Here is a 24496-nt window from a genome sequence, read left to right on the forward strand (position 1 = left end):
AATCCAGTATGGGTAAAAATAGACAGCTACCCCTTTAATTATTTTGGCTAACCGCCAGCTTAAACTTTAGGGCAATTCAGATTCTATTGTTATTCAAGGTTTCAATCAATACTCCATGCTCGCACTCTTAGGTGTTCTGACTATCTCTTTGCTTCTTTTTTTGATTCTTACCAAAAAGACCTCTGCGGTTGTTGCATTGATATTAGTGCCTGTGCTGACGGGGATTATTGCAGGGAAAACTAGCGAACTTCCTCAGATGATTTCGGAAGGGATTTCATCCATAGCGCCAACTGGCGTGATGTTCGTTTTTGCCATCCTGTTTTTTGGAGTACTCATGGATGCAGGTACATTCAAACCCATTATTTCCAAACTCCTTCGATTGGCAGGAAATGATCCCTTGAAAATAGTCATGGTTACGGCTATTTTGGCTATGCTTGTCCATTTGGATGGTTCTGGTGCGGTTACTTTCCTTGTCGTAATCCCAGCTATGTTGCCAGTATATGATCAGTTGGGAATGAGTCGTCTCACCTTGGCTTCGACCACTGCTTTGGCAGCAGGTACTATGAATATTTTGCCTTGGGGTGGTCCTACTATTCGTGCCGCATCAGCTTTGGAGGTTTCCGTTACAGAGTTATTCAATCCAGTATTTATTCCCTTTTTAGCGGGATTACTGACAGTTTTGGGGATTGCCTATTTCTTGGGAAAAAAAGAACGAATAAACGTACCACTCTCAGATTCGATCAGAATTGATGGTTCTCATGCAGATGATATCAGGCTTCCAAAATGGAAATTTTTGGTAAATATCTGGTTGATCCTTTTAGCTGTTACTTCCATTGTATTGGGCTGGGCTCCTCCCTATGCGGTATTCATGATTGCCTTTGGGATAGCCCTTGTTTTTAACTTCCCCAAAGTTTCGGATCAAAAGGAACGAGTCGATGCGCATGCCAAGGAAGCCTTGCTGATGGCAAGTATTTTATTCGCAGCGGGATGTTTTACAGGTATTTTAAAAGGGAGTGGTATGATGGAAGCGATGGCAGATGGAATTCAGGTGATTCTTCCTGAATTTTTAGGAAAACAACTTCCACTTTTGACGGGAATTATTTCCATGCCTGCCAGTCTGATCTTTGATCCGGATTCATTCTATTTTGGGATTTTACCGCTACTTGCATCCACTGCTGAATCTTTCCAAGTTAGTGGCCTTGAAGTAGGACAGGCAGCTATTTTTGGTCAAATGACCACCGGTTTTCCGGTAAGTCCTTTGACAGGCTCCACCTACTTATTAGTAGGTTTGGCAGGTGTTGATTTAGGAGATCATCAGAAAAAGACCATTCCTCTGGCTTTCTTGGTAAGCTTGGTGATGTTGACCGTTGCCATACTAATCGGAGTAATCCATATTTGATATGAAAGACAAAATCAGAATCGGTTGTGGAGCGGGTTTTTCGGGAGATCGGATCGAGCCTGCATTGATTCTTACGGAAAAAGGAAATCTGGATTATTTAGTCCTGGAATGCCTAGCTGAGCGGACGATTGCTTTAGCTCAAAAAAGGAAGCTGCAAAATCCTGAGTCTGGGTATGATGTGCTTTTGGAAAAACGGCTCAAGGACTTGCTTCCTTTATTGCTTCATCATAAAACACGACTTGTTACCAATATGGGTGCTGCAAATCCGGTAGCAGGCGCTAAGAGAATCATAGAGCTGGGTAAATCTCAAAATCTTTCCATAAAAGTTGCGGCGGTCATTGGAGATGATGTCTTAGAATTTATTTCCGGCGAGGAGCATTCCCTTGAAAATAATCAGCCCCTTCAATCTGAAGGGAAACTTGTTTCAGCCAATGCATATTTGGGTGTAGAGGCAATTTTATCAGCTTTGGCCACTGATGCTGATATAATTATCACAGGAAGAGTTGCTGACCCTTCGCTTTTTTTGGCACCGATGATTTATGAATTTGGTTGGGAATTGGACCAATTTGATTTATTGGGAAAAGGTACGGTCTTGGGGCATCTTTTGGAATGTGCAGGACAATTGACAGGCGGCTATTTTGCCGATCCTATTTCTAAACCTGTTCCTGATTTAGACCGATTAGGGCATCCTTTTGTGGATGTGTTTCCGGATGGAAGAGGGATTATTTCCAAGGTTGAAGGGACTGGAGGGATCATTTCTGAACGGATTGCAAAAGAGCAGCTGCTGTATGAGGTCTTAGATCCTTATCAATATATCACTCCCGATGTGATTGCTGATTTTTCGAGTGTCCAATTTGAAAAAATTGCTTCCAATCAACTTCAAGTCACTGGCGGCGGTGGAATGGAAAAACCAGAAAAATATAAAGTCAGTGTTGGGTATGAGGCAGGATTCAAAGGTGAAGGCGAAATTTCTTATGCTGGAAGCCATGCTGTTGAAAGAGCCCGTTTGGCAGGTGAGATTATCGAAAAGCGAATAAAAAGTCTGGTTCCAAACCTTAGGGTTGATTTTATCGGTTTGAATTCCCTTCATCCCGCTGAATTATCCAAGAATTCCAGCCCTTACGAAGTAAGACTGCGTGTGGCCGGAATCTGCGAAACCATGGAGCTAGCCCAACTCATCGGTGAGGAAGTAGAGGCGCTTTATACCAATGGACCTGCAGGTGGGGGAGGTGCTAGAAAAATGGTCACTCAAGTGGTGGGTGTGGTATCCACTCTTCTAAATAGAGATCAAGTTAAACCTGATGTTAATCTACTTTCAACATGAAATCGAGCCTGCCTTCCGCAGGCAGACATGATGTTGGCATCTCACACTAGTATGACTATCAAGCCTGCGAGATTCCATATGACCATTGAAAAGCAAAAATAAACATATGAAAAAATTAGCGGACATAGCCCACAGTCGAGCAGGTGATAAAGGGAATATACTTGTACTTTCGCTGATCCCCTTTGATTCAAAAGACTTTGATTGGCTCGTGGAGAATATCACTGCTGACCGGGTAAAAAGCCATCTTAAAGGGCAGATTAAAGGAAATGTAACCCGCTATGTATTGCCATCGATACATGCATTGCAATTCACCTGCGAAGATGCATTAGCAGGTGGGGTCACTACCTCTTTGGCTTTGGATGCGCACGGAAAAAGTCTGAGTTATGCGCTTTTAGAAATGGAAATCTAATTAGTCAAAAACCCTCACTCCAAGAGTTAATTCCAATTCAATGGGCTGATTAATTTTTTCCTCAATTTCTTTTTTGATTGCTTGAAAATCACCCTGATTAAGTTCCTTGTCAGACAAAATAGTCACCGATAAGCGCAAAGGATTTAACCCTACCACATCCACTTTTCTCAGTAATCCATGAGGGATTTCTTTTCCGCTGAGATCTTGAATCAGCCTGTTTTCTTTGACCATATCTCTAAAGCTCAAAGCCAAGGGAGCAGTCACCAAAACGGACATCAATATCGTAATTAGGATTCCTTTTTTTGCCAATCGGAAGGGGCTGAAGCCTAGGATCAGAAATGTCACTGCAGCGGCCATTACAATACCAGCTAGATTGGTGCCGAGTAGCAGGCTTGCGCCCCAGAAGATATTCCAATCACCCCAGCCCAAGCCTATTCCAGCCACGGCCAAAGGTGGCACTAAAGCCACTGATATGGCTACTCCTGCCAAGGTTTTGGCGATTTCTTCCTTGGAATGCGCATAGGCACCTGCAATACCCGATGCAATAGCGATTCCCAAATCCAATAAGTTAGGACGGATTCGAGCCACAATTTCAGAATTGGGGACTTTGAGGGGAGTGATCCAGGTAATTATTACTGCGAAAAAAAGACCGATCACTATCCCCCAAAATAGCGTGATCAGGCTGTTTTTGATCAAAATATCATCTTGTCTGAGCACTCCCATGGAAAGCGAAATAATCGGACCCATCAGGGGCGCTAGGATCATGGCTCCGATTACTACAGGTGTGGAGTTTCCAAAAAGCCCAAACGTAGCAATCAATGTAGAAAGTGCCATCAAGACCAAATAGCTAGATGAAGCCTGAGCATTCTGTTTTAGAGTGGTAAAAAGCTCTTTGAATTCCTCCGTGGTAGCATGCCTGACCCAAGGTAAGTGTCGACGCGTCAGCTCCTCTCGAAGTTTTCCAGTAGGCAGCTTTTGGACATTTATTTCTTTTTGCTTGAATTCCTTTTCCTTCAGCTTTTCAAATCCTGGAAGAATCTTGACCTTTCTTTCATCGATATTTAGCTCAATTTTTTCACCTTGAAGTTCTTCTCCATCTATCGCAAAGGTCAGGGCAGAATGGCTTTCAATCGTCATTTTTGAAGTGGAGATATAGGTCAAAAATTCAGGTATGGTAGATCCTTTGATCGGAAAGAAAAGGTGCTGAATTCCAAATTGGATGATGGAAAAGAGACTTTTGGGTGATACTAAAATTACGTGAATGAGCCCGTCATCGAGTCCACTATCTTTGATGACACGCTTGAAAATCAAATTGCTCTCACAATGCGGCACAGCTAAAATGCCCATCGCCGCAGTTTCTATAGTTTTTTCTTCCTCTCCGGAGAGGTAGCTTAGTTTAACTTGCTTGAGATCTACTTTTCTGAAAAGCATAAAAAACCTGGAAAATCGATCCTTCAGGTTTCCGAAAAAGCTTTTTCCAAATGAATCATAGAGCACACTGAGCGAATCTCCGATGACAAGAGAGTTCATACAGAGTTTCTCATTGATCTTGAGTAAATCGAAGTTTGGAATCGATTCACTTTCTGAGAAAAGTCGAAAAGCCTTTTCTTTTGAGCTCGGGATATTCAAGGATCGAGCGATCATCTTGAGATCTGGGTGTGGCAAAAATACCAAGCTAGGTCCCTGATCGGGAATCGATCGAAGGATGGAATAGCCCTGCTCATCATTTACCCAAAGAAGAAGTACGTCAGACTCTGAAAACTGATCCCAATTCTCAGATTCGTAAGCGATAAATTGCTGAGGTTGGGGCTCCAGTTTCTCGAAAAAATTCTGACGCTCGCTTTCATCCAAATTTGGATCGTAGATGAGGAGGTAGTTGTTCATTTTCTTTTAAGGCAGTATAAGTTTCAATCTAGTTTAATTTTTTTTCCGTTACAAAAGGCGGGGATCTCTTGTAATGGTATAATTCATTTAGAATTTCGCATCTTTCTACAAGAAAATTTTTAACCGATATGAAATCGAGCATCTTGGAATTGATACACAGAGGGATTTCCCGATGGATCGGGGTCATCATGCGAGATTCTCCCGAATCGTGTTCGGGACAGGCTATGTGGCATTTAAAAAAACAAATCATAAATACATGAAAAAAGTCGGTCTCGTAGGTTTCGGGATTTGGGGGAGAAATATTCTAAGGGATCTTATTTCACTTGGAGTAGAAGTATTGGTATTTGATCCAGAAGAGAGTAAGGAAAAGGAGGCAGGCGAACTTGGGGCTTCATTTTTTTCTATTAATTGGGATCCGTCTCATCAGGTGGATGCCTGGATAATTTCATCTCCAGCGATTACACACTTTGAAGTTTTGATTGATTTAATCCCTTCGGATAAACCAATATTCGTAGAAAAGCCTCTTACTTGTAGTTTAGAGGAAGCCATTGAGCTTGAAAAGTATGTTGATAGAACAATTTTTGTGATGCATAATTGGCGGTATCATGGGGGGATAAAATTACTTTCCGAAATCGTAAAAAGTGGAGAATTGGGTGAATTGAGATTTTTGAAATCCAATAGGTGCAACTGGACTAGTCCACGATCTGATGTCGATAGTGTCTGGACTCTAATACCCCATGATATCACGATTGCTTACAGCATTCTGGGTCATTTTCCTGAACCTATCTCTGCGGTTGAAGAGACTTATCGAGGCATAGCAAGAGGAATGACAGCAATTTTGGGAAAATCTATTCCATGTGTTTTTGAAGTTTCTAACCGGTATTTTGACAAAAGACGAGAGGTGCGATTGCATTTTGAAAAGGGTGTAGCCGTCCTTCCAGATGAGAAAGTGGATTATATAGAAATTTATTTTGGAGATGATCGATCAAAGCCAGACTCTGTTCAAATGGAGAAGAGAAAGTTTGAAGCTAGGGCTCCTTTATTAGAAGAGCTATCACAATTCATTGATTTTTTATTTGGAGGCAAGGAACCTCCAACATCCCTTTCTGAGGGAATAATGGTAATTAAAACAATCGCTCGATTAAAAGAACTATCCAGGTTAAAATGAAAAAACCACTTTTCACCATTTTGCTTCCAACCTCAATAGATCGAGGCCACCTACTTCCATATTCTATTCGAAGTGCTCAAAATCAAACAATTCAGGATTTTGAAATTTGGATAATTGGGGACGGTGTAAATGACTTTACTCGATCTGTCATTCAGGAACTCATGCAAGCCGATGAGCGAATCCGTTTTTTTGATTTTCCGAAACACCCTAGGAGAGGGGAGGAAAATCGACATGAGGTTTTACAAAAAGCTAATTCTAGGAACATCGCCTACCTCACGGACAGAGATTATTGGTTGCCACATCATTTGGAAACACTCGATCGTTATCTCCAACGATATGACTTTGCTTCTACTTTGAATTATGACGTAAAGGATGATTTTCTAGTATTTGGTCATAAGAATTTGGATGCTTGGGACGCCCCATCTTGGTTGCTTTCGTGCGTGGGCCATACGCTCGATATGTATAGGAAGCTTCCTTACGGTTGGAGAACCACGCCCAAAGAACTTTATACAGATCGATATATGTGGGAACAGTTTCTTGTTCACCAGGAATGCAAGTCGTATTGCGGGCTGGAACCTACAGTGCTCTGGATCAAAAGAGGAGATCACCCAGGGCTGTCAACCCTAGAAAGGAAAGAGCTTTTGATAAAATGGGAAAAAATCTTGAATGATCCCCTCGAATGGCAATTCAAAAAGGATCAAGCCCTGCATGAAATGATGTGGGACTATAATTTCCTTCATCGCAATCACCCTATTTTGATAAAGGGAAGAAAGCCTTCACAAGTACCCCGAGAGGTATTGAAAAAGATCAAAAAGCTCCTATCGCGTTGATGAAGGAAGGGAGGTCAGGGAAGTCTGATGCTCTGGTAGAAATGATTGGATCGGTAAAGGACCAAGGGATACCAAGGTCTTTATCATTCCAGTATACGCCCCAATTATCATCTTTTCCATAGTCGACATAAGATTCGGATACTGATTGCAAGTGAACTGAAGGGGTGAAAAAATACCATCCGTGAAGCAAACCTCTCGGGAACACAAGTGCAGCTAAATCGTCTCCGAATAATTCATACAGTTGCCAATTCAAATATGTTGGTGAATCAGGCCTCATATCTTTTAGGCCTAATTCGCAGTGACCGGATACTATACAGAAATACTCATCATGTCTTTTGTGAAAATGTAATCCCCTGAAGACATTAGACTCAGACTTCACGTAGCTCCATTGTACAGCATTCAAGTCAAGGTTCCAGCGGTGATTGAAAACTTCAGTAAAGGAGCCTCTATAATCTATATTCTCCTTGAGTGTTTTAAGTACTACTCCCTCAATCTCCTGACCAGCTATTAATCTCGATTTTTTAGCTTCTTCAATAATCATATTCTTTCTAAAAAGTTAAAAATTAAATGGTTGTATTTGCAGCTAAAGCTAATAATAACAATCAAAATTCCTGTGATAATTGAATTTTTTAAATAATTAATTATAATTTCTTCTTTGAATGAAATTCTTCTACCAGGCAGGCTTTTCTGATCATGGAAGAGATTCTCTTGGTTTTTTGATTCGTGTAAAAATATTTCATTCCAAGGAAGGACCAAGTAGGCAGCTATGGAAATGAGGAAATAAAAGATATACGAAAGCTCTCCCAAGGTCATTATTAACATCGTCAAATGAAATGCTTGGGTAGCAATAAAAAAACTAACCATTCTCCGATTTACAATGACCCAAATCGCCAACCCGATTTCCATGAAAATAGTAAAAACCCCTAGCAAAGTATAAAATGATGCTTCAGGAAAGATGTCAGAGACCCAACTAATCAGTGGGTTTGGATAATAGATTTCAAAAAAGGCTTTGAAATAGTTTCCATTCCACCAGTCAAATTCTAATGCTTTATTAAGGCCTGCACCTGCATAAAGAAGGCAAATTTGCCATCGAAAGGTCCACTCATTTCCTTGACGATAAACTCCAATAAGCAATAGCAAACAGCCAGCAAAAAGGAAACTGTTTGAGAATAATAATGAATTAGCGCCGATCTGAAAAAAAATAATTAATCCCAACGTGAAAGCGGCATATTTATATCTAAAGCCAATAACGATCAAAATTAGACATGACCAATAAATGATGTCTAAAATGAGAAAAAGAGAAGGGAATTCGGATAATATTTGAAATCCATTAATAAAGGGAAACCGGGGAGGTAAAATGTGTTTTGTTCCTCTGATCCCCAATAAAAAAATCACCAGCATAACAGAAGCAAATCTCAGAGGGACCGTTTCCTGTGAAGCTTCTCTCCACCAGTTTACCTTTTTAATTCCCATATTTCTTCAGCTTTTCCATTTGTTGAATACCTGACACTTACCTTGGCTTTTTGAGGTTGGGTTTCCTCTGCTTTCTCAACAATTCTAAAAATATGTGTGATAGATCTATTTTCTCTTCCATTAGCAGGAATGAAATACCTATCCCTAATTTCTGAGTCTGTCAATTTTTTTCCTGCTAGGACTGATTCTATTTCATACGAAGACAACTCATCAAAAGGAGCCCAGGAAAAAAAACGGTATTCATGAAACCTTGCCACTACAATTCCTAAAACTTGTAAACCAAAAAATAGGAAAAGCAATATAGACCTATGCTTATTCTTCATTCACTTCTCATGATTTTCTCAAGAATTTTAATAGCCGCTTCAGAAAGTACTGTGCCAGGGCCAAATACAGCAGCCACACCTTGTTGGTAAAGAAAGTCATAGTCTTTCGGAGGAATAACTCCACCTGCTACCACCATGATATCTTCTCGACCAAGCTTGGCTAGTTCCTGAATCAATTGTGGAATGAGTGTCTTATGCCCAGCTGCCAAAGAGGAAGCGCCGACAATATGGACATCATTTTCAACTGCCTGCATGGCAACTTCCTCTGGAGTCTGGAAGAGTGGTCCGATATCCACATCAAAACCCATATCGGCGAAGCCTGTTGCAATTACCTTGGCACCTCGATCATGTCCATCCTGACCCATTTTTGCGACCAGAATCCGGGGTCTTCTTCCCTCCAGTTTTTCAAACTCGTCAGAAAGGGAAAGTGCCTTTTTAAATGAATCCTGATTTTTTACTTCACTTGCATACACGCCGGTCACGGATTTAGTTTGTGCTTGATGCCTTCCAAAAACTTTTTCCATGGCATCAGAAATCTCTCCAAGGGTAGCTCGGTTCCTGGCTGCATCTACTGCTAAAGCTAATAAATTTCCAGATTTGCTTTGAGCGGCTTCCGTGATTCGATCTAGGGATTCTTTGACCTTAGCTTCATTTCTGGATGACTTGACTTGTTCCAGTCTTTTGATTTGCGATTCGCGTACAGCTTGATTATCCACTTCAAGAAGCTCAATCGTAGACGCTTCATCGATCTGATAGCGATTTACTCCGACAATGATATCCTGACCACTGTCGATTCGTGCTTGTTTTTTGGCAGCAGCCTCTTCGATTCGAAGCTTAGGTACTCCCGCCTCGATCGCTTTAGCCATTCCTCCCAATGACTCTACCTCCTCAATTAGTTTCCAAGCTTTATCCACCAATTGATCTGTCAAGTACTCCACATACAAAGAACCTCCCCAAGGGTCTACCACATCGGTGATACCTGTTTCCTCCTGAAGAATAAGCTGTGTATTCCGTGCAATTCTAGCAGAGAAATCGGTCGGCAATGCAATCGCCTCATCCAAAGAGTTGGTGTGAAGTGACTGTGTATGGCCCATGGCAGCACCTAATGCCTCAATCGCTGTCCGGGTGATGTTATTGTAGGGATCCTGCTCAGTGAGCGACCATCCTGAGGTTTGGCAGTGGGTCCGGAGAGCCATGGACTTGGAATTTTTGGGATTAAATTGCTTGACGATTTTAGCCCAAAGCAATCTTCCGGCACGCATTTTCGCGATTTCCATAAAGTAATTCATCCCGATGGCCCAAAAGAAGGAAAGCCTCGGAGCGAATTCGTCAATATCCAGACCAGCTTTAATTCCCGTTCGAAGGTATTCCAAACCATCTGCCAAGGTATAGGCCAACTCCAAATCAGCCGTAGCACCAGCTTCTTGCATGTGATAGCCAGATATGGAAATAGAGTTAAATCGAGGCATGTATTTCGATGTGTATTCGAAAATATCAGCGATCAACTGCATGCTTGGCACCGGTGGATAGATGTAGGTGTTGCGAACCATAAACTCCTTCAAAATATCATTTTGTATGGTTCCACTCAGTTTTTCCGGACTTACTCCCTGTTCTTCAGCTGCCACAATGTAAAATGCCAAGATCGGGATGACTGCCCCATTCATGGTCATAGAAACGGACATTTGATCCAAAGGAATCTGATCAAAAAGAAGCTTCATGTCTTCCACTGTGTCGATGGCAACTCCAGCTTTTCCCACATCTCCGACTACCCGGGGATGGTCAGAGTCATAGCCTCTGTGGGTTGGTAAATCGAAGGCTACCGAAAGCCCTTTCTGACCTGCTGCTAAATTTCTCCGGTAAAATGCATTGGATTCTTCCGCAGTAGAAAATCCGGCATATTGCCGGATAGTCCAGGGTCTCATCACATACATGGAAGCATAGGGGCCTCTTAGGTATGGTGGGATTCCAGCCGAAAACTTAAGATGGTCGAGTTTTTTGATAGACTCAGGATCAAAAAATGGAGGAACCTCAATTTGCTCGGGTGCCTTCCATCGAGCATCCGATTGGCTTGTCGTGGTTGATCGCTTATTTATATTCCAGTCAGAAAAGTCAGGTCTCATTTTTTCAGGATTTCTTGTTCGATCAGGTATGTTTCTCTGCTTGGCTGTAGTTCGTAGCCACTTTCTTGGATAGCCTGGAAAGCCGAATTATTAATCAATTTTCCACTTGCTTGGTAGCGATTTACCCCCACTTTGCTTCGTTGATTTTCCTTTACTTTTTCTTGAGCTGCTAACCTTTCCGATTTGACTCTTTGATGAAGTGACTTTGCCTGAAATTTAGAAAGCCAGCCGCCTTCTTTTTCCAGTTTGGAAATTGCAGCTTGAATAAGCTCGATAAATTCCTTCTGAAGGCTTTCCAGATAAAAGCTGCCTGCCATAGGATCCATAACCTTATCTAAATAACTCTCTTCTTTCAGGACAGAAGAGACATTCCGTGCAATTCTCGAATTAAGTGCATCTGATTCATTACTATCCCATTTTCGGACCCAAAGAACATTACAGCCACCTAAAATTCCAGCTAGACCCTCATAGGTCTGCCGGATGAAATTATTGTTTTTATCAATAAGTGACTTGGTCCAAAGACTGCTTGATGCAATGACCTGAATCTGTTCAATTCCCAAATTCACATCAAATTTTTTCGCCAATTCTGAAGTCAAAATCCGAATCGCCTTTAACTTGACCATTTCTGGGAAATGAGACTCTCCAACTGCTGTGTGAATGCATATTTTACTAAACCACTCTTGCAATTCTACGCCTTGCGTTTTTAGTCCGGAAGCTGTCTCAATGATTTCTCCTAGGCCATATTCAACTTCGGTCAGGCCTGTAGCACCTGCATTTGCATATCTCGCAAAATCAAAGGTCATGGGCGAAAAATTGGGGTATGGCTTTGTCTTCTCAGTTAAAGAATGAGCATCTTTCAAAGCCTTTGTCCAGTCTCTTTCTTCCTCAAATAAGCTGCCTGTGGGCGACCAAAGAATCGCTCCGCGAAGGTTTTCTTTGTTAAGCGCTTCTTTTTCTATAAAATTCAAAAAGGAGATGGCTCCGAGGATTCCGTCTTTTGACTGAATGAAAAGGGAAATATATTCCAGAAGAACTCCTTTCAGCAAAATCGGCCAATTTGTGGATTCTTCGGAATGGATGATCAAAGCATCGGCCCCATTTTGGAGATGATTTAGTATGCTTTGGTTAGCTTCTTTTGGCGATTGAGCAGTGATTTCTACTGCATTTGACCAAATCCGTGGTCCCAAAACTGAAAGTTCTGGTTCGGGATGAAATCTCAACTGGGTAGCTAATCCTTGTGAGTCGTAAGAATCATAATATGGTGACTGCTTAATAATCGACCAAATTTTGCTTTCTAATGTTTCTTCAAAGTTTTTTCCTTTCAAGTCTTTTTCAATCTGCTTTCTCCAATCAGATTTGCTTGTAGGTTGAAAAGGAAAAAAATCTGGATTTGTCATATTTGGGTATCTGGTTAAATCGATAAGACTTCTTTTCAAAATTAAGGAATCGAATGAGATTCCTTGCAAGGATAAGCTTTCTTAAAACCTTTAGGTAGCTATAATTCATTCAATGTAGGAGAGCAATAGCTTTAGTTTTCAGTTTAAAGAATTATTCTTGAATTGATGCAGGTATTCTTAGTAATTGGGGAAAGCAAAAAAAATCACTTTTTCAAGAGCTTATACATTTTTTATTTATATGATTTTTCTTCAATTTTGACCTCCTTGTCAAAGCCTGACCGGTTACCAATTTTCAGAAATCTTCTCAAATGAGTTCAGAAGCTAGCGCAGTTTGGAATGAGTGTTTACGTGTGATTGAACAGCACGTTAGCGAGCAGAGCTTTTCTACTTGGTTTAAGCCTATCAACCCGGTTAAGCTTGAGGGTACCTCCTTGACTATTCAGGTGCCAAGCCAATTTTTTTATGAGTGGCTAGAAGACAATTACATTCAGGAGCTTAAGCTTGCGATTAAGACCATTCTAGGACAAGGTGGTCGTCTAGAGTATGCTGTGGTCGTGGACCGAGGCAACTCTTCCAATCAACCTTACATGGTCTCTTATCCCCAAGGAAATCATGGGGCTAAAAAAGTCCCTGTAGGACCGAATGGAAAAGATGAATCTCAAAGAAGTCCATTCCAGATGGATAGTTTGGGCGATGAGATGCTTACCCAAAGTAACTTGAATCCGACTTACACCTTCAGTACTTATATTGAGGGGGACTGTAATCGTTTGGCGAGGTCGGCTGGCTTTGCTGTTGCTACCAAGCCCGGGATTACCTCTTTCAACCCGTTGATGGTGTATGGGGGAGTTGGTCTCGGAAAAACTCATTTGGTGCAAGCCATAGGGAATGAGATTAAAAATGGTCCTGAGGATAAGTTCGTGCTTTATGTGTCTTCAGAGAAGTTTGTGAACCAATTCATGGACTCTATCAAGGATGGTAATGTCAAAAGCTTCACCAATTTTTATATGCAGGTGGATGTTTTGATTATCGATGATATCCAGTTCTTGGCAGGAAAGGATAGAACGCAAGAGATGTTTTTCCACATTTTCAATCACTTGCATCAGAGTAAAAAGCAAATCATCATGACCTCAGACTGTCCCCCAAGGGATCTGAAAGGTCTGGAAGAGCGTCTTCTTTCCCGATTCAAATGGGGCTTGACAGCTGATTTGCAAATGCCTGATTTTGAGACGAGGGTTGCGATTATCAGAAGGAAAATGCAGTCGGAAGGGATTTTTATTCCTGATGATGTGGTGGAATATTTGGCTTACACGGTGGATACCAATGTAAGAGAGCTGGAAGGAATACTGATTTCACTGATTGCACATGCTTCGTTGAATCGCGTAGATATTGACCTGCAGTTGGCGAAGACGGTGATGAAAAATATCATCAAAGACATCGAAACTGAGGTTGGTATTGATTTCATTCAGAAAACGGTTTCCGAATATTTTGGAATTGCTTTGGATGATCTGAAAGCAAAAACAAGGAAAAAGGAAATTGTAATTGCGAGGCAAGTGGCTATGTATTTTTCTAAAGAGTTCACCAATCACTCATTGAAATCCATCGGCTATCACTTTGGAGGTCGGGATCATTCGACGGTGATTCATGCCCTTACAACCGTTAATGACATGATTGATACGGACAATCAGTTCAAAAACTCCATAAACGAGCTGAAGAAGAAGTTTAAAATGAGATCTTACTAACCTCTCAAGCTAGTATTTTATCCATCGTATCTTCAAACCTATCCAATAGTCGGGTATATTTCTTGACAATATTTTCGAAAAATTCAGGCTGCTTGTCTAATTCGTAAATAGGATTGTATTGAATCCTGTCTATGACCATATCAAGCCAGGCTTTGCCATCATCAATCAGATCTGCATGAAATGCCTCAACCGTCAGATCTCGGGAACCTGTAAAAGGGCCTTTTCCGCATCTTTTTAGATAAGATTTTATGACTTTCAAAGCCAATTCATGCGCCACTTCAAAATTGGCAATCAGTTCCCTTTTCCGAGATTCAGATAACTCTCTCAATCGCGCTTGCTTGACAAAAATCTGTAAATCTTCCAAAGCTATTTTGAATTCATGAAAGCAGTCCTCACAGGATGGCGGCATGGATTTCATTGGATTATCGTTTAGGTTTTGGTCTTTTAATTCTTTTCGAAATATTTTCTGAGACCTTATTAAAGCTAAGGATAAATCAACAAGTCTTCAAAAAAAAGAGGACCGAAGCCCTCTTTTTATCGTACTGTGTAGCTTTGCATGAACGGTTGGCCATTGGATGCCACCCCCTCTATTAGCAATTTTCCGCTGTAATCTTCCAAAAATTTACCCACCTTTTCCGGGCTGTTTGCGGGCTCTCTGTTAATCTCTGTGATGACAAAACCATTGCGAAGTCCTAAATCTCTGAGATAACCTCTTGAAAGAGCCGTAATTTTAATTCCGTAGGAAATACCCAACTTATCCTTTTCAATTGTATTGACCGCTTCGAGCCGGGCACCTAGCAGTCTTGAGCTGTAGTATTCCCTCTTCAAGACTCCTGTGCCACCTTCCAGATTTTGTAATGTCAAGGTTGTGTTGTTGGCTTTTCCATCTCGGGTGTAGGTAACAGGAATTTTATCTCCGGGATAGTGATATGAAAGCGCTTCTTCGAAAGATCCCATCCCCGTGATGACTTGATCGCCGATTCGGGTTATCACGTCATTTCGCTTCATGCCAGCCTGTTCAGCAGCTCCATTTCGAATGACATGAGTAACAATCACTCCATCGAGGGATTGAATATTCATTTCCTCCGCCAACTCAGGAGTTATCTCTACCGCCTCAATTCCGGGAATGGCTTTTTGTACCTCTCCATATTTGATTAGGTCATTGGCTACTTTCATGGCAATGTCCACCGGCACGGCAAATCCATATCCTGTATAGGAACCCGTTCGGGATAGGATAGCTGTATTGATTCCCACCAGCTCTCCATTTACATTGACGAGTGCTCCGCCTGAATTTCCAGGGTTGATGGGTGCATCTGTCTGGATAAAGCTTTCCAGAGGAAAGTCACCTCCCAAAATATTGATTTGACGCTCCTTGGCAGAGACAATCCCTGCAGTCACGGTGGAGGTAAGATTGAAAGGATTGCCGACGGCAATGACCCATTCTCCGATTTGAAGGTCTCGAGAACTTCCTTTTCTAATTGCCGGTAAATTGTCAGCTTCAATCTTGAGTACCGCGATATCTGTGTTTTTGTCAGTTCCTACCAGTCTCGCTTGATAGGTTCTTTTCTTATGAATCACCTCAATGGTTTCTGCTCGGTCTATCACGTGATTGTTGGTGACAATGTATCCATCATCCGATATGATTACGCCTGAGCCAGTACTTACTTGTTGGGTAGGGCCAGTGCCAAAAAAATAATCAAACATGCTGTATCGGCGGGGATCACTACCAGAGAAGTTTTTGATAAAAACGACTGACTCCGTACTATTTTCAGAAGCAGCTACGAAAGAGATGGGAGGGTTTGTCGCAAAACTTCTAGGTGTAGATTCTGTATTTGCGGTGTTCAGGACTTCCGAACTCTCTGCCATTGGGCTAGGGGAAGTGTAGGTTTCTTTTTCTGGGGCGATATCTGCAAGTGTCCAAAATGCGGCTCCAGAAATGCCTGCCAAAAAACCCACTAGGGTAGTTTTGAGTAAATTTTCCATACGCTTTCTTTTCTCAACTTGACGACCAAAATTCATTTCTGTTGGGCGAATTCACATATTTTAAGCTTGCCTAACTCAAAAACTTTTCCTTTTGGTAAAAACTGACGATTTGTACCTGTAAATTCTCAGCATCTTGTAATTTTGTCAGCTATTCTAAAAACTTTCCAATTCGGAGTCGGTTTTTTCATCAAATCAAGAAAATGAGCGAAGTAAAGCGCGTAGCCATCCTAGGGAGTACGGGTAGCATCGGTACACAAACCTTGGATGTGATCCGTCAGCATCCTGAAAACTTCCAAGTCGAAGTACTCACGGCCCAAAATAATTGTGACTTGCTGATCAAGCAGGCGCTAGAATTCCAGCCAAATGCGGTAGTGATCACCAATGAATCCAAGTATCAAGTGGTGCGAGACGCCCTTATTCCACATGATATCAAAGTTTTTGCTGGGCCGAAAGCCCTTGCTCAGGTGGTGGAAATGGAAACCATCGATGTGGTTTTGACAGCCTTGGTGGGTTATGCCGGATTGATTCCCACAGTTCATGCGATCAAAGCAGGGAAGCAAATTGCGCTAGCCAACAAAGAAACCTTGGTGGTAGCCGGAGAGATTATTACCCAATTGGCCAAAGAGCATGCGGTTAACATTTATCCAGTCGATTCGGAACACTCAGCAATTTTTCAGTGCTTGGTAGGAGAGTGGCACAATCCGATTGAGAAGATTATCCTAACTGCCTCAGGTGGCCCATTCCGTGGCAAAGACAGAGAGTTTTTGGCAAGCGTAACCAAGGAGCAGGCGCTGAAACATCCGAATTGGAATATGGGTGCGAAAATTACTATCGATTCGGCCTCATTGATGAATAAAGGCTTGGAGGTCATCGAGGCAAAATGGCTTTTTGGATTGACTCCCGAGCAAATCGATGTAGTTGTTCATCCTCAAAGTATAATTCATTCCTTGGTGCAGTTTGAAGATGGCTCGATCAAAGCACAACTCGGACTTCCGGATATGCGTATCCCCATTCAGTTTGCGATGAGCTATCCGGATCGATTGAAAAGCGATTTCGAACGATTTGATTTCTTAAACTATCCAAATTTGACTTTTGAAAAGCCGGATTTGAAAACTTTTAGGAACCTTCAATTGGCCTTTGACGCTTTGCATAAGGGTGGAAATGCTGCCTGCCTTCTCAATGCTTCCAACGAAGTAGCTGTCGAGGCATTCCTAAAAGATGAGATTGGTTTCCTCCAAATGTCTGATTTGATCGAGGATGCCATGAATCGGGTTGATTTTATCAGCCACCCAAGCCTATCAGACTATGTGTCGAGTGACGAAGAAGTCCGGGCTATTTCTTATGAATTAATTAAAAAGTATAAATAATGGATACATTGATTATGGTGGGCCAGCTCTTATTGGGATTATCAATCCTGGTAGGCTTGCACGAGTTGGGTCACTTATTGACTGCCAAAATGTTTGGCATGCGGGTAGAAAAATTTTCGATTGGTTTTCCTCCTAAAATTGCGGGATTTCAGTGGGGAGAGACAGAGTATTCCATTGGAGCCATTCCTTTAGGGGGCTTTGTGAAAATATCCGGTATGGTGGATGAGTCCATGGATACAGAGCAACTTTCTACTGAACCTCAGCCTTGGGAGTTTCGATCTAAGCCAGCCTGGCAAAGACTGATCGTAATGCTAGGAGGAATTATAGTCAATGTGATTACAGGTATAATCATTTTTGTGATCCTGGTTTACAATAACGGAGAGACCTATTTTTCCAGGGATCAGATTATCGAAAACGGAATTGTTGCATATGAATACGGTGAATCCATAGGTTTTCAGACCGGAGACAAAATCTTAGATGTAAACGGTCAACCTTACCAAAGCCTAAATGAACTGAGCAGCGGCAGTGTACTCCTTTCAGAAAATGGATACTACACGGTAGATCGTAATGGGGAGCAGGTCAAAATCGAAATTCCGAGAGGTTTTATCAATTCATTCAATTCCGAAGAAGCTTTCGCTAAGTTTGTTTCCATCCGCTTTCCTTTTGAGATTTTGGATGTGGCACCCGGAGAGGCTGCTGAGACAGCAGGACTGGAAGAAGGGGATAAGATTTTAGCTGTCAATGGTCAGCAGGTTTATTATTTTGATGAATTGCAGTCAGCCCTAGCTGACTTAAAAACCCAAGAAGCGCAACTTTTAATTGAATCCGATGGAGTAAGAGACACTGTGTCAGTTCCGGTATCAGCTGAAGGAACGATCGGAATTGCAGCCAATCCCTTGATTGAGCCTGTGAAGCGAAAATTTGGTTTCGCTGAAGCTTTGAGTAAAGGAACGGAGCGAGCATTTGGAGTTGTGATCATCAACGCCAAGGCTTTGGGTAAGATGTTTACTGGTGAGGTCTCTGCGAAGAATGTAAGTGGTCCTATCGGAATGGCTAAAATCTATGGCAATTCTTGGGATTGGGGTAAATTTTGGAGTATCACTGGCTTGATTTCCATGATCTTGGCCTTTATGAACTTATTGCCGATTCCGGCCTTGGATGGAGGACACGTGATGTTCCTGTTGTATGAGATGGTGTCCGGAAGAGCTCCTTCTGATAAATTCCTGGAAAATGCTCAAAAGGTAGGGATGGTAATCCTTTTGGTTTTGATGGTTTTCGCAATAGGAAATGATATTTTGAAAATATTTACAGGAGGTTGATAGCCTCAAGAATTTACTTTTAGGTGGTGGGTTTCTTTTTCTAAGCTGCCAATCTGACCCGAATAAGCTTTGGCACAGCCATTGAACTTTATGGAAGAACCTTTGTAGATTGAAGGTTCTTCTTTTATTTAAGCCAAAACGGACAGCTAGCCTGTCAAAATGTCTATATGAGTCAATTCGAAAAATCCCTGCTTGAAAATTTGATGGTCAGTGACTTTGCGAATGAGGGTGACCTTATTCAATTAATCACTGAGGAGGATGACAGTCAGCAGGTGTCAGATAATTTGAAGGAAGAGATTCCAATACTTTCAGTGAGAAACACGGTGCTGTTTCCTGGGGTGGTCATTCCGATCACGGTGGGAAGACAGCGCTCTATCAAGCTGGTCAAAAAAGCACAAAAAGGCGATAAACTGATTGGAGTTTGTGCCCAGATTAATCCCAATACGGACGACCCAAGCTGGGAGGATATTTATCAGGTTGGGACCGTTGCGAAAATTGTCAAAATGATCGTGCTTCCCGATGGAAATACGACAATTATTATTCAGGGTAAAAAAAGATTTCAGGTCACAGAGCAAGTGACAGAAGACCCTTACTTTATTGCCAAAGTAAAATACTTGGAGGAGAACTTTCCTAAAAGCTCAAAGCGAATCCAAGCTTTGGAGGAGTCACTAAAGGATGCCGCGGTACGTATCCTACACCTCAATCCGGAAATTCCTCGTGAGGCACAGGTAGCCCTGGATAACATCGATAATACGCCATTTCTAACTCATTTTCTATCTTCCAACATCAATGCCCCTGTAGAGTCAAAGCAGCGACTTTTGGAAATCAACGATGGAGTAGAAAGAGCTACGCTACTTTTGGAGTATATGATGAAGGATATTCAGATGCTGGAGCTGAAGTCCGAAATCCAAAAGAAGGTGCATACCGATATCGATCAGCAGCAGCGGGATTACTTTTTGCGACAGCAGATGAAAGTCCTCCAGACAGAACTGGGTGAAGAAGGGCCGGAGAAAGAAGTAGAAGACCTTCGGATGAGAGGGGAAAAGAAAAACTGGCCGACCGAAGTCAAAAAGCATTTCGAAAAAGAGCTTGATAAAATTCTACGGATTAACCCATCCGCAGCAGAGTATCCAATTGCATTGAACTATGCTGAGACTATGGTCGAACTACCCTGGAATGAGTTCACCCAAGATAATTTTGATCTTAAGCATGCTCGAAAAGTATTGGACGCAGATCACTTTGGTTTGGATAAAGTCAAAGAACGGATCATCGAGTACTTGGCTGTATTGAAGTTGAAAAACGATCTGAAAGGACCGATTCTTTGCCTGTATGGCCCTCCAGGGGTAGGTAAAACTTCCCTTGGGAAGTCAGTCGCAAAAGCCTTGGGACGAAAGTATATCCGAATGTCTTTGGGTGGTCTTCATGATGAGGCAGAGATTCGTGGGCATCGGAAAACCTACGTCGGTGCGATGCCAGGCAAGGTGATTCAGAATATGAAAAAGGTCAAAACCTCCAATCCTGTATTCGTATTGGATGAAATCGATAAACTTTCTTCTGATTTCCGTGGTGACCCAAGTTCTGCTTTTCTAGAGGTCTTGGATCCCGAGCAAAACTTTGCTTTCATGGATAATTTTCTGGAAGTGGAGTATGACCTGAGTAAGGTCCTTTTCATCGCTACGGCTAATTCGCTTGACACGATACAGCCCGCTCTACGGGATAGAATGGAAATCATCGAGGTGACAGGCTATACCCAGGAGGAAAAGGTGGAAATAGCCAAACGCCACTTGGTGCCTAAGCAGCGGAAAGAGCATGGTCTAAAGACCAGTCAGATTCGTTTTGACAAGGCTGCCTTGGTGAAAATAATTGAAGATTATACCCGCGAATCTGGTGTGAGAAATCTTGAGCGAGCCATCGGTAAAGTCGTTAGGAATATCGCCAAATCCATTGCGATGGAGGAGGAATATGAACCAAAGATTAACGCTGAGGCAGTTCGTAAGATATTGGGTTCGGAAATTTTTGATAAGGAGACCTATCAAGACAATACGATTGCCGGAGTAGTTACCGGTCTGGCTTGGACGAGTGTAGGAGGGGAAATACTCTTTATTGAATCAAGCTTGAGCAGAGGAAAAGGAAAACTTACCCTCTCCGGACAATTGGGAGATGTAATGAAGGAGTCAGCGATGACGGCGCTTTCTTATCTCAAATCAAGGGCAGAAGAGCTTGGAATCGATCATCGGGTGTTTGAGCATTATGATTTGCACGTACACGTTCCTGCTGGAGCTGTTCCTAAGGATGGTCCTTCAGCTGGCATCACCATGCTAACTGCAATGGCATCTGTCTACACTCAGCGTAAGGTAAAAACGAAGCTCGCTATGACAGGAGAAATCAGCCTTATTGGAAAGGTCATGCCTGTAGGAGGGATTAAGGAAAAAATCTTAGCGGCTAAGCGTGCCGGAATCAAAGAAATCATCCTTTGTAAGAAGAATAAGCGGGATATAGATGAGATCGATGAAAATTATCTCAAAGGACTGGAATTTCACTTTGTGGATCGAGTCAGCGAGGTATTGGACATTGCGCTCTTGAAGTCAAAAGTGGATAGGCCTTTACAGTTTTCTTTTCCAGATGAGAAGAAAGGCTGATTGAAAATCATCCAAACAGCCGCTAATCAATCCGGTTGTTTACTAAAAGAACATTGAAATGAATAAAATTGAATCTCTCACTCCTAGACAAATTGTCGTAGAGCTTGATAAATATATCATCGGACAAGGCGATGCAAAAAGAAATGTAGCTATTGCACTTCGAAACCGTATACGCCGGATGATGGTCAAATCCGATATTCAGCGGGACATCGTTCCAAATAATATCTTGATGATTGGATCTACCGGTGTAGGTAAAACCGAAATTGCACGCCGCTTGGCAAAAATTGCCCAGGCACCATTTACCAAGGTGGAAGCGTCCAAATTCACTGAAGTAGGCTATGTGGGTCGAGACGTCGAAAGCATGGTCAGGGACCTGGTTGAGCAGTCTGTCCATCTCGTGAGAGAGGTCAAAAATGAGGCGGTGAAAGCTCGGGCTGCTGAAGCTGTGGAGGAGCAAATTCTGGATATTTTGATCCCTCCAGTCAAAGGTGCTGGATTTAGAACGACTCCCGTAGCAGTAAATGTGGACGATGAACCATCGGATGATAGTGAGTTGAATGAGCGGACTAGAGAGCGATTCCGAGAAAAGCTTCGGAATGGTGAATTAGATGACCGCAAGGTTGAGGTCAATGTGAAGTCTGCACCTCCGGTCGGAGTAGGTATGATTGGAAATGGCATGATGGATGATGCCAGTATGCAGGGGCTTCAGGATATGATCTCCGGAATGATGCCCAAGCGGACCAAAAAGCGAAAAGTAAGTATAGCCGAAGCCCGTAAAATCCTTTTGGAAGAGGAGGTGGCGAAGTTGGTAGATTTCGACGAAGTAAAAGAAGAGGCAATCAAACTCGCCGAGAATAACGGAATCATCTTTATAGATGAGATCGATAAAGTGGCTTCTAAATCCGGAAAAAATGGAGGAGGACCGGATGTAAGTCGTGAGGGTGTGCAGCGTGACCTGCTTCCAATTGTAGAAGGGTCTGCCGTCAATACCAAATATGGAGTGATCAATACAGACCATGTGCTTTTTATAGCAGCAGGTGCATTTCATGTCAGTAAGCCTTCAGATTTGATCCCTGAGCTCCAAGGTAGATTCCCCATCAGAGTGGAGCTGCAAAGTCTGACGCAGGAGGATTTTTCCCGTATTCTTCGTGAACCCAAAAATGCGCTTACCAAGCAATATCAAGCTCTTTTCGATGCAGAGGAGGTTTCCTTAGAGTTTAATGATGAGGCCATCGAGGAAATCGCTCGTATTGCTTTTCTGATCAATCAGGAAGTGGAAAATATTGGTGCACGTAGATTGCACACCGTCATGTCCCACTTATTAAATGATTTCCTTTTTGATGTGCCGGATACCATCGAACCTAACTCGAAGATAATGGTGACAAAGGAAATGGTACAAGAGCGTCTAAGTACCTTGGTGAAAAACCGAGACCTTTCCCAATACATTCTGTAAATGACAAGCCCCGAAATAACCCGGGGCTTTTTTCTTTGAATGGTCAAACCGGAACTTTTTTATCTGGTTTTGTAATTTGGATTGATACTTGTTAGAATTGACTCATCACCCTGATCAATTAAAATATGAATAAGTCACTTGTGGTAATCACCGGCCATTCCAAAGGCTTGGGGAAAGCCCTTTTAGAGCATTACTTGAGTTTAGAAAGTGTTGAGATAATCGGAATATCGAGGAGTAGATTAGATATAGATTCACCCAACTTAACTCAGGTTAGTTTAGATCTTTCGGATCTGGATGTGTTGAAAAATGAATTGGAGGGGCTTTTTCCAGAAAATTCCTACGAACAAATCATCCTGGTAAATAATGCCGGCTGGATAGGAGAGATCAAACCTATCGGTAAGATGCATCCCCGCGAAATGCGAATGCAAGTCAATCTCAACCTGCTGGCTCCCATGTACCTTTCAAATGCTTTTATCAAGGCCTATAAAAACCACCCGGCAAAGAAAGTGGTCTGTAATATTTCTTCAGGAGCAGCCACAAGACCGGTAGCAGGTTGGGGTGGATATTGCAGTACCAAAGCTGCTTTAGCCATGTTTACCATGGTGGCCGACAAAGAAAGTGGGGCTTCTGACTTTAGATTTTTTAGCTTGGCGCCAGGAATTGTAGATACTGACATGCAAGAAGAAATCCGGAAGGCAGCAGAAAGTGATTTTCCAGAATTACAGAAGTTTTTGGAGTTCAAAGAACAGGGAGAGCTTGTAAAGGCAGAAGAAGTTGCTCGTAAAATCGAGTATTTGTTGAGTAATCCAGAGGAGTTTCAGCATGTGCAGCAAGATGTCCGCAAGTACGAGGCCCCTTAAGAGCTCTTCTTTGGATAATCAATGAAAATCAATTGGCTATTTTCCTCTGAAAAATCTTTCCAAGTTTTGGCTAGGCAGGTAAATCCGCAAATACCAGCCGTCGGCAAGTTATCAAGAGGCACTCCTAAATTTTGAATCAAATCTGTCATCCCCGGATTATGTCCAACCAAAAATAAGGTTTGAATGGATTCGGGTTGTTGTCTGATTACTTTGAGGTAGGTGCTGGGCGGAGCATGATAAAGACTTGAGTCCAATACTATTTTTTGATTGGCAATGCCTAGTTCCTTTGCGATAAGGCTTGCTGTTTCTTTTGCCCGCTTTGCTGTAGATGAAATAATTAAATCAGGGAAAATTTCTGTTTTTAAAAGTCGCTTTCCCATGATGGGAGCAGCCTTAAGACCTCTTGGGGCAAGCGGTCTGTCATGGTCTCTTAGCCAAGTCTCGTCCCAGGAAGATTTTGCATGTCGGATTAGAAAAATTTTTTTCATAGCAACAAAATAGAATTTTGGAATTTTTGATATTTATAAACAAATATTTACATTAACAGCACGTTCAATTACAATTTATATCAATTTATTATGTTTACCGGTACAGTAAAGTTTTACAATGAAGCCAAGGGGTTCGGTTTTATCGTGGACGATGAATCACAAAGTGACGTCTTCGTACACGCAACCGGATTGGTGGACAAAGTTGCCCAGAATGACAAAGTCACTTATGACGTCAAAGATGGCAAGAAAGGTCCTAATGCCATCAACGTCAAAAAAGCATAAATGCCATTTTGATTTTGAAAATGAATCCCCGGTTAGGCC

20 protein-coding genes are annotated in these 24496 nt (G+C 42.1%); 12 read left to right on the forward strand and 8 right to left on the reverse strand.

Annotated features, from left to right (window positions below; genetic code table 11):
• The first annotated feature begins 115 nt into the window (after positions 1–115).
• The 3 genes from G457_RS0105440 (at position 116) to G457_RS0105450 (ending at position 3132) form a co-directional block, all read left to right on the forward strand.
• The gene (locus tag G457_RS0105440) at positions 116–1399 is read left to right on the forward strand and encodes a CitMHS family transporter (RefSeq protein ID WP_026945559.1); all 1284 of its coding nucleotides are present in this window, start codon (positions 116–118) and stop codon (positions 1397–1399) included.
• Position 1400: 1 nt separating this feature from the next.
• Entirely contained in the window at positions 1401–2723 is a 1323-nt protein-coding gene (locus tag G457_RS0105445) for an acyclic terpene utilization AtuA family protein (protein ID WP_026945560.1), read from the forward strand.
• A 106-nt stretch (positions 2724–2829) separates the two neighbouring features.
• The gene (locus G457_RS0105450; protein ID WP_026945561.1) at positions 2830–3132 is read left to right on the forward strand and encodes an AtuA-related protein; all 303 of its coding nucleotides are present in this window, start codon (positions 2830–2832) and stop codon (positions 3130–3132) included.
• On the opposite strand, the gene G457_RS0105455 is transcribed toward G457_RS0105450, so the two are convergent.
• The gene (locus G457_RS0105455; protein WP_026945562.1) at positions 3133–5016 is read right to left on the reverse strand and encodes a TIGR00341 family protein; all 1884 of its coding nucleotides are present in this window, start codon (positions 5014–5016) and stop codon (positions 3133–3135) included.
• Between the two features lie 256 nt (positions 5017–5272).
• Here G457_RS0105455 and G457_RS0105460 point away from each other — a divergent pair, with 256 nt between their 5' ends.
• Entirely contained in the window at positions 5273–6184 is a 912-nt protein-coding gene (locus G457_RS0105460; RefSeq protein WP_026945563.1) for a Gfo/Idh/MocA family protein, read from the forward strand.
• Positions 6181–7014, forward strand: a complete 834-nt coding sequence (locus tag G457_RS0105465) for a glycosyltransferase family 2 protein (protein ID WP_026945564.1) — start codon at positions 6181–6183, stop codon at positions 7012–7014. The genes G457_RS0105460 and G457_RS0105465 overlap by 4 nt, the downstream gene beginning before the upstream one ends.
• Here the strand turns inward: G457_RS0105465 and G457_RS0105470 are convergent.
• The 4 genes from G457_RS0105470 to G457_RS0105490 form a co-directional block, all read right to left on the reverse strand.
• On the reverse strand, positions 6992–7555 hold the full coding sequence (locus G457_RS0105470; RefSeq protein WP_026945565.1) for a dTDP-4-dehydrorhamnose 3,5-epimerase family protein: 564 nt from the start codon (positions 7553–7555) through the stop codon (positions 6992–6994). The two genes, G457_RS0105465 and G457_RS0105470, sit on opposite strands and share 23 nt — an antisense overlap.
• A 913-nt stretch (positions 7556–8468) precedes the next feature.
• Positions 8469–8810 carry a hypothetical protein gene (locus G457_RS0105480; protein WP_026945567.1) on the reverse strand — a complete coding sequence of 114 codons (342 nt, stop codon included), beginning with the start codon at positions 8808–8810 and terminating at the stop codon, positions 8469–8471.
• Positions 8807–10930: a methylmalonyl-CoA mutase gene (gene scpA / locus G457_RS0105485; RefSeq protein ID WP_026945568.1), complete on the reverse strand. Its 2124-nt coding sequence runs from the start codon at positions 10928–10930 to the stop codon at positions 8807–8809. Before scpA ends, G457_RS0105480 begins: the two co-directional genes overlap by 4 nt.
• The gene (locus G457_RS0105490) at positions 10927–12327 is read right to left on the reverse strand and encodes a methylmalonyl-CoA mutase family protein (protein ID WP_026945569.1); all 1401 of its coding nucleotides are present in this window, start codon (positions 12325–12327) and stop codon (positions 10927–10929) included. The genes scpA and G457_RS0105490 overlap by 4 nt, the downstream gene beginning before the upstream one ends.
• Positions 12328–12635: 308 nt before the next feature.
• Between G457_RS0105490 and dnaA the strand changes: the two genes are divergently transcribed.
• Positions 12636–14066: a chromosomal replication initiator protein DnaA gene (gene dnaA, locus G457_RS0105500; protein ID WP_026945570.1), complete on the forward strand. Its 1431-nt coding sequence runs from the start codon at positions 12636–12638 to the stop codon at positions 14064–14066.
• A 4-nt stretch (positions 14067–14070) separates the two neighbouring features.
• On the opposite strand, the gene G457_RS0105505 is transcribed toward dnaA, so the two are convergent.
• Complete coding sequence (locus G457_RS0105505; protein WP_026945571.1) at positions 14071–14484, reverse strand: nucleotidyltransferase substrate binding protein; 414 nt, start codon at positions 14482–14484, stop codon at positions 14071–14073.
• A 116-nt stretch (positions 14485–14600) separates the two neighbouring features.
• Positions 14601–16049 (reverse strand): S1C family serine protease, encoded by a 1449-nt coding sequence (locus G457_RS0105510; protein WP_026945572.1) that lies wholly within the window; start codon positions 16047–16049, stop codon positions 14601–14603.
• Between the two features lie 200 nt (positions 16050–16249).
• Here G457_RS0105510 and G457_RS0105515 point away from each other — a divergent pair, with 200 nt between their 5' ends.
• The 5 genes from G457_RS0105515 (at position 16250) to G457_RS0105535 (ending at position 23687) form a co-directional block, all read left to right on the forward strand.
• Positions 16250–17416, forward strand: coding sequence for a 1-deoxy-D-xylulose-5-phosphate reductoisomerase (locus tag G457_RS0105515; protein ID WP_026945573.1), 1167 nt, complete (start codon positions 16250–16252; stop codon positions 17414–17416).
• Positions 17416–18735 carry an RIP metalloprotease RseP gene (gene rseP / locus G457_RS0105520; RefSeq protein WP_026945574.1) on the forward strand — a complete coding sequence of 440 codons (1320 nt, stop codon included), beginning with the start codon at positions 17416–17418 and terminating at the stop codon, positions 18733–18735. Before G457_RS0105515 ends, rseP begins: the two co-directional genes overlap by 1 nt.
• 167 nt (positions 18736–18902) lie before the next feature.
• Positions 18903–21374, forward strand: a complete 2472-nt coding sequence (lon, locus tag G457_RS0105525; protein WP_026945575.1) for an endopeptidase La — start codon at positions 18903–18905, stop codon at positions 21372–21374.
• A 58-nt stretch (positions 21375–21432) separates the two neighbouring features.
• Positions 21433–22827, forward strand: a complete 1395-nt coding sequence (gene hslU, locus G457_RS0105530; protein ID WP_026945576.1) for an ATP-dependent protease ATPase subunit HslU — start codon at positions 21433–21435, stop codon at positions 22825–22827.
• 125 nt (positions 22828–22952) lie between these two features.
• Positions 22953–23687 (forward strand): SDR family NAD(P)-dependent oxidoreductase, encoded by a 735-nt coding sequence (locus tag G457_RS0105535; protein WP_026945577.1) that lies wholly within the window; start codon positions 22953–22955, stop codon positions 23685–23687.
• Here the strand turns inward: G457_RS0105535 and G457_RS0105540 are convergent.
• Positions 23684–24175 carry a SixA phosphatase family protein gene (locus tag G457_RS0105540; RefSeq protein ID WP_026945578.1) on the reverse strand — a complete coding sequence of 164 codons (492 nt, stop codon included), beginning with the start codon at positions 24173–24175 and terminating at the stop codon, positions 23684–23686. The two genes, G457_RS0105535 and G457_RS0105540, sit on opposite strands and share 4 nt — an antisense overlap.
• A gap of 90 nt (positions 24176–24265) precedes the next feature.
• Here G457_RS0105540 and G457_RS0105545 point away from each other — a divergent pair, with 90 nt between their 5' ends.
• Positions 24266–24457: a cold-shock protein gene (locus G457_RS0105545; RefSeq protein ID WP_024281570.1), complete on the forward strand. Its 192-nt coding sequence runs from the start codon at positions 24266–24268 to the stop codon at positions 24455–24457.
• Positions 24458–24496: the final 39 nt, after the last annotated feature.

The organism is Algoriphagus marincola DSM 16067 (genome assembly GCF_000429405.1).
Taxonomy (GTDB): domain Bacteria; phylum Bacteroidota; class Bacteroidia; order Cytophagales; family Cyclobacteriaceae; genus Algoriphagus; species Algoriphagus marincola.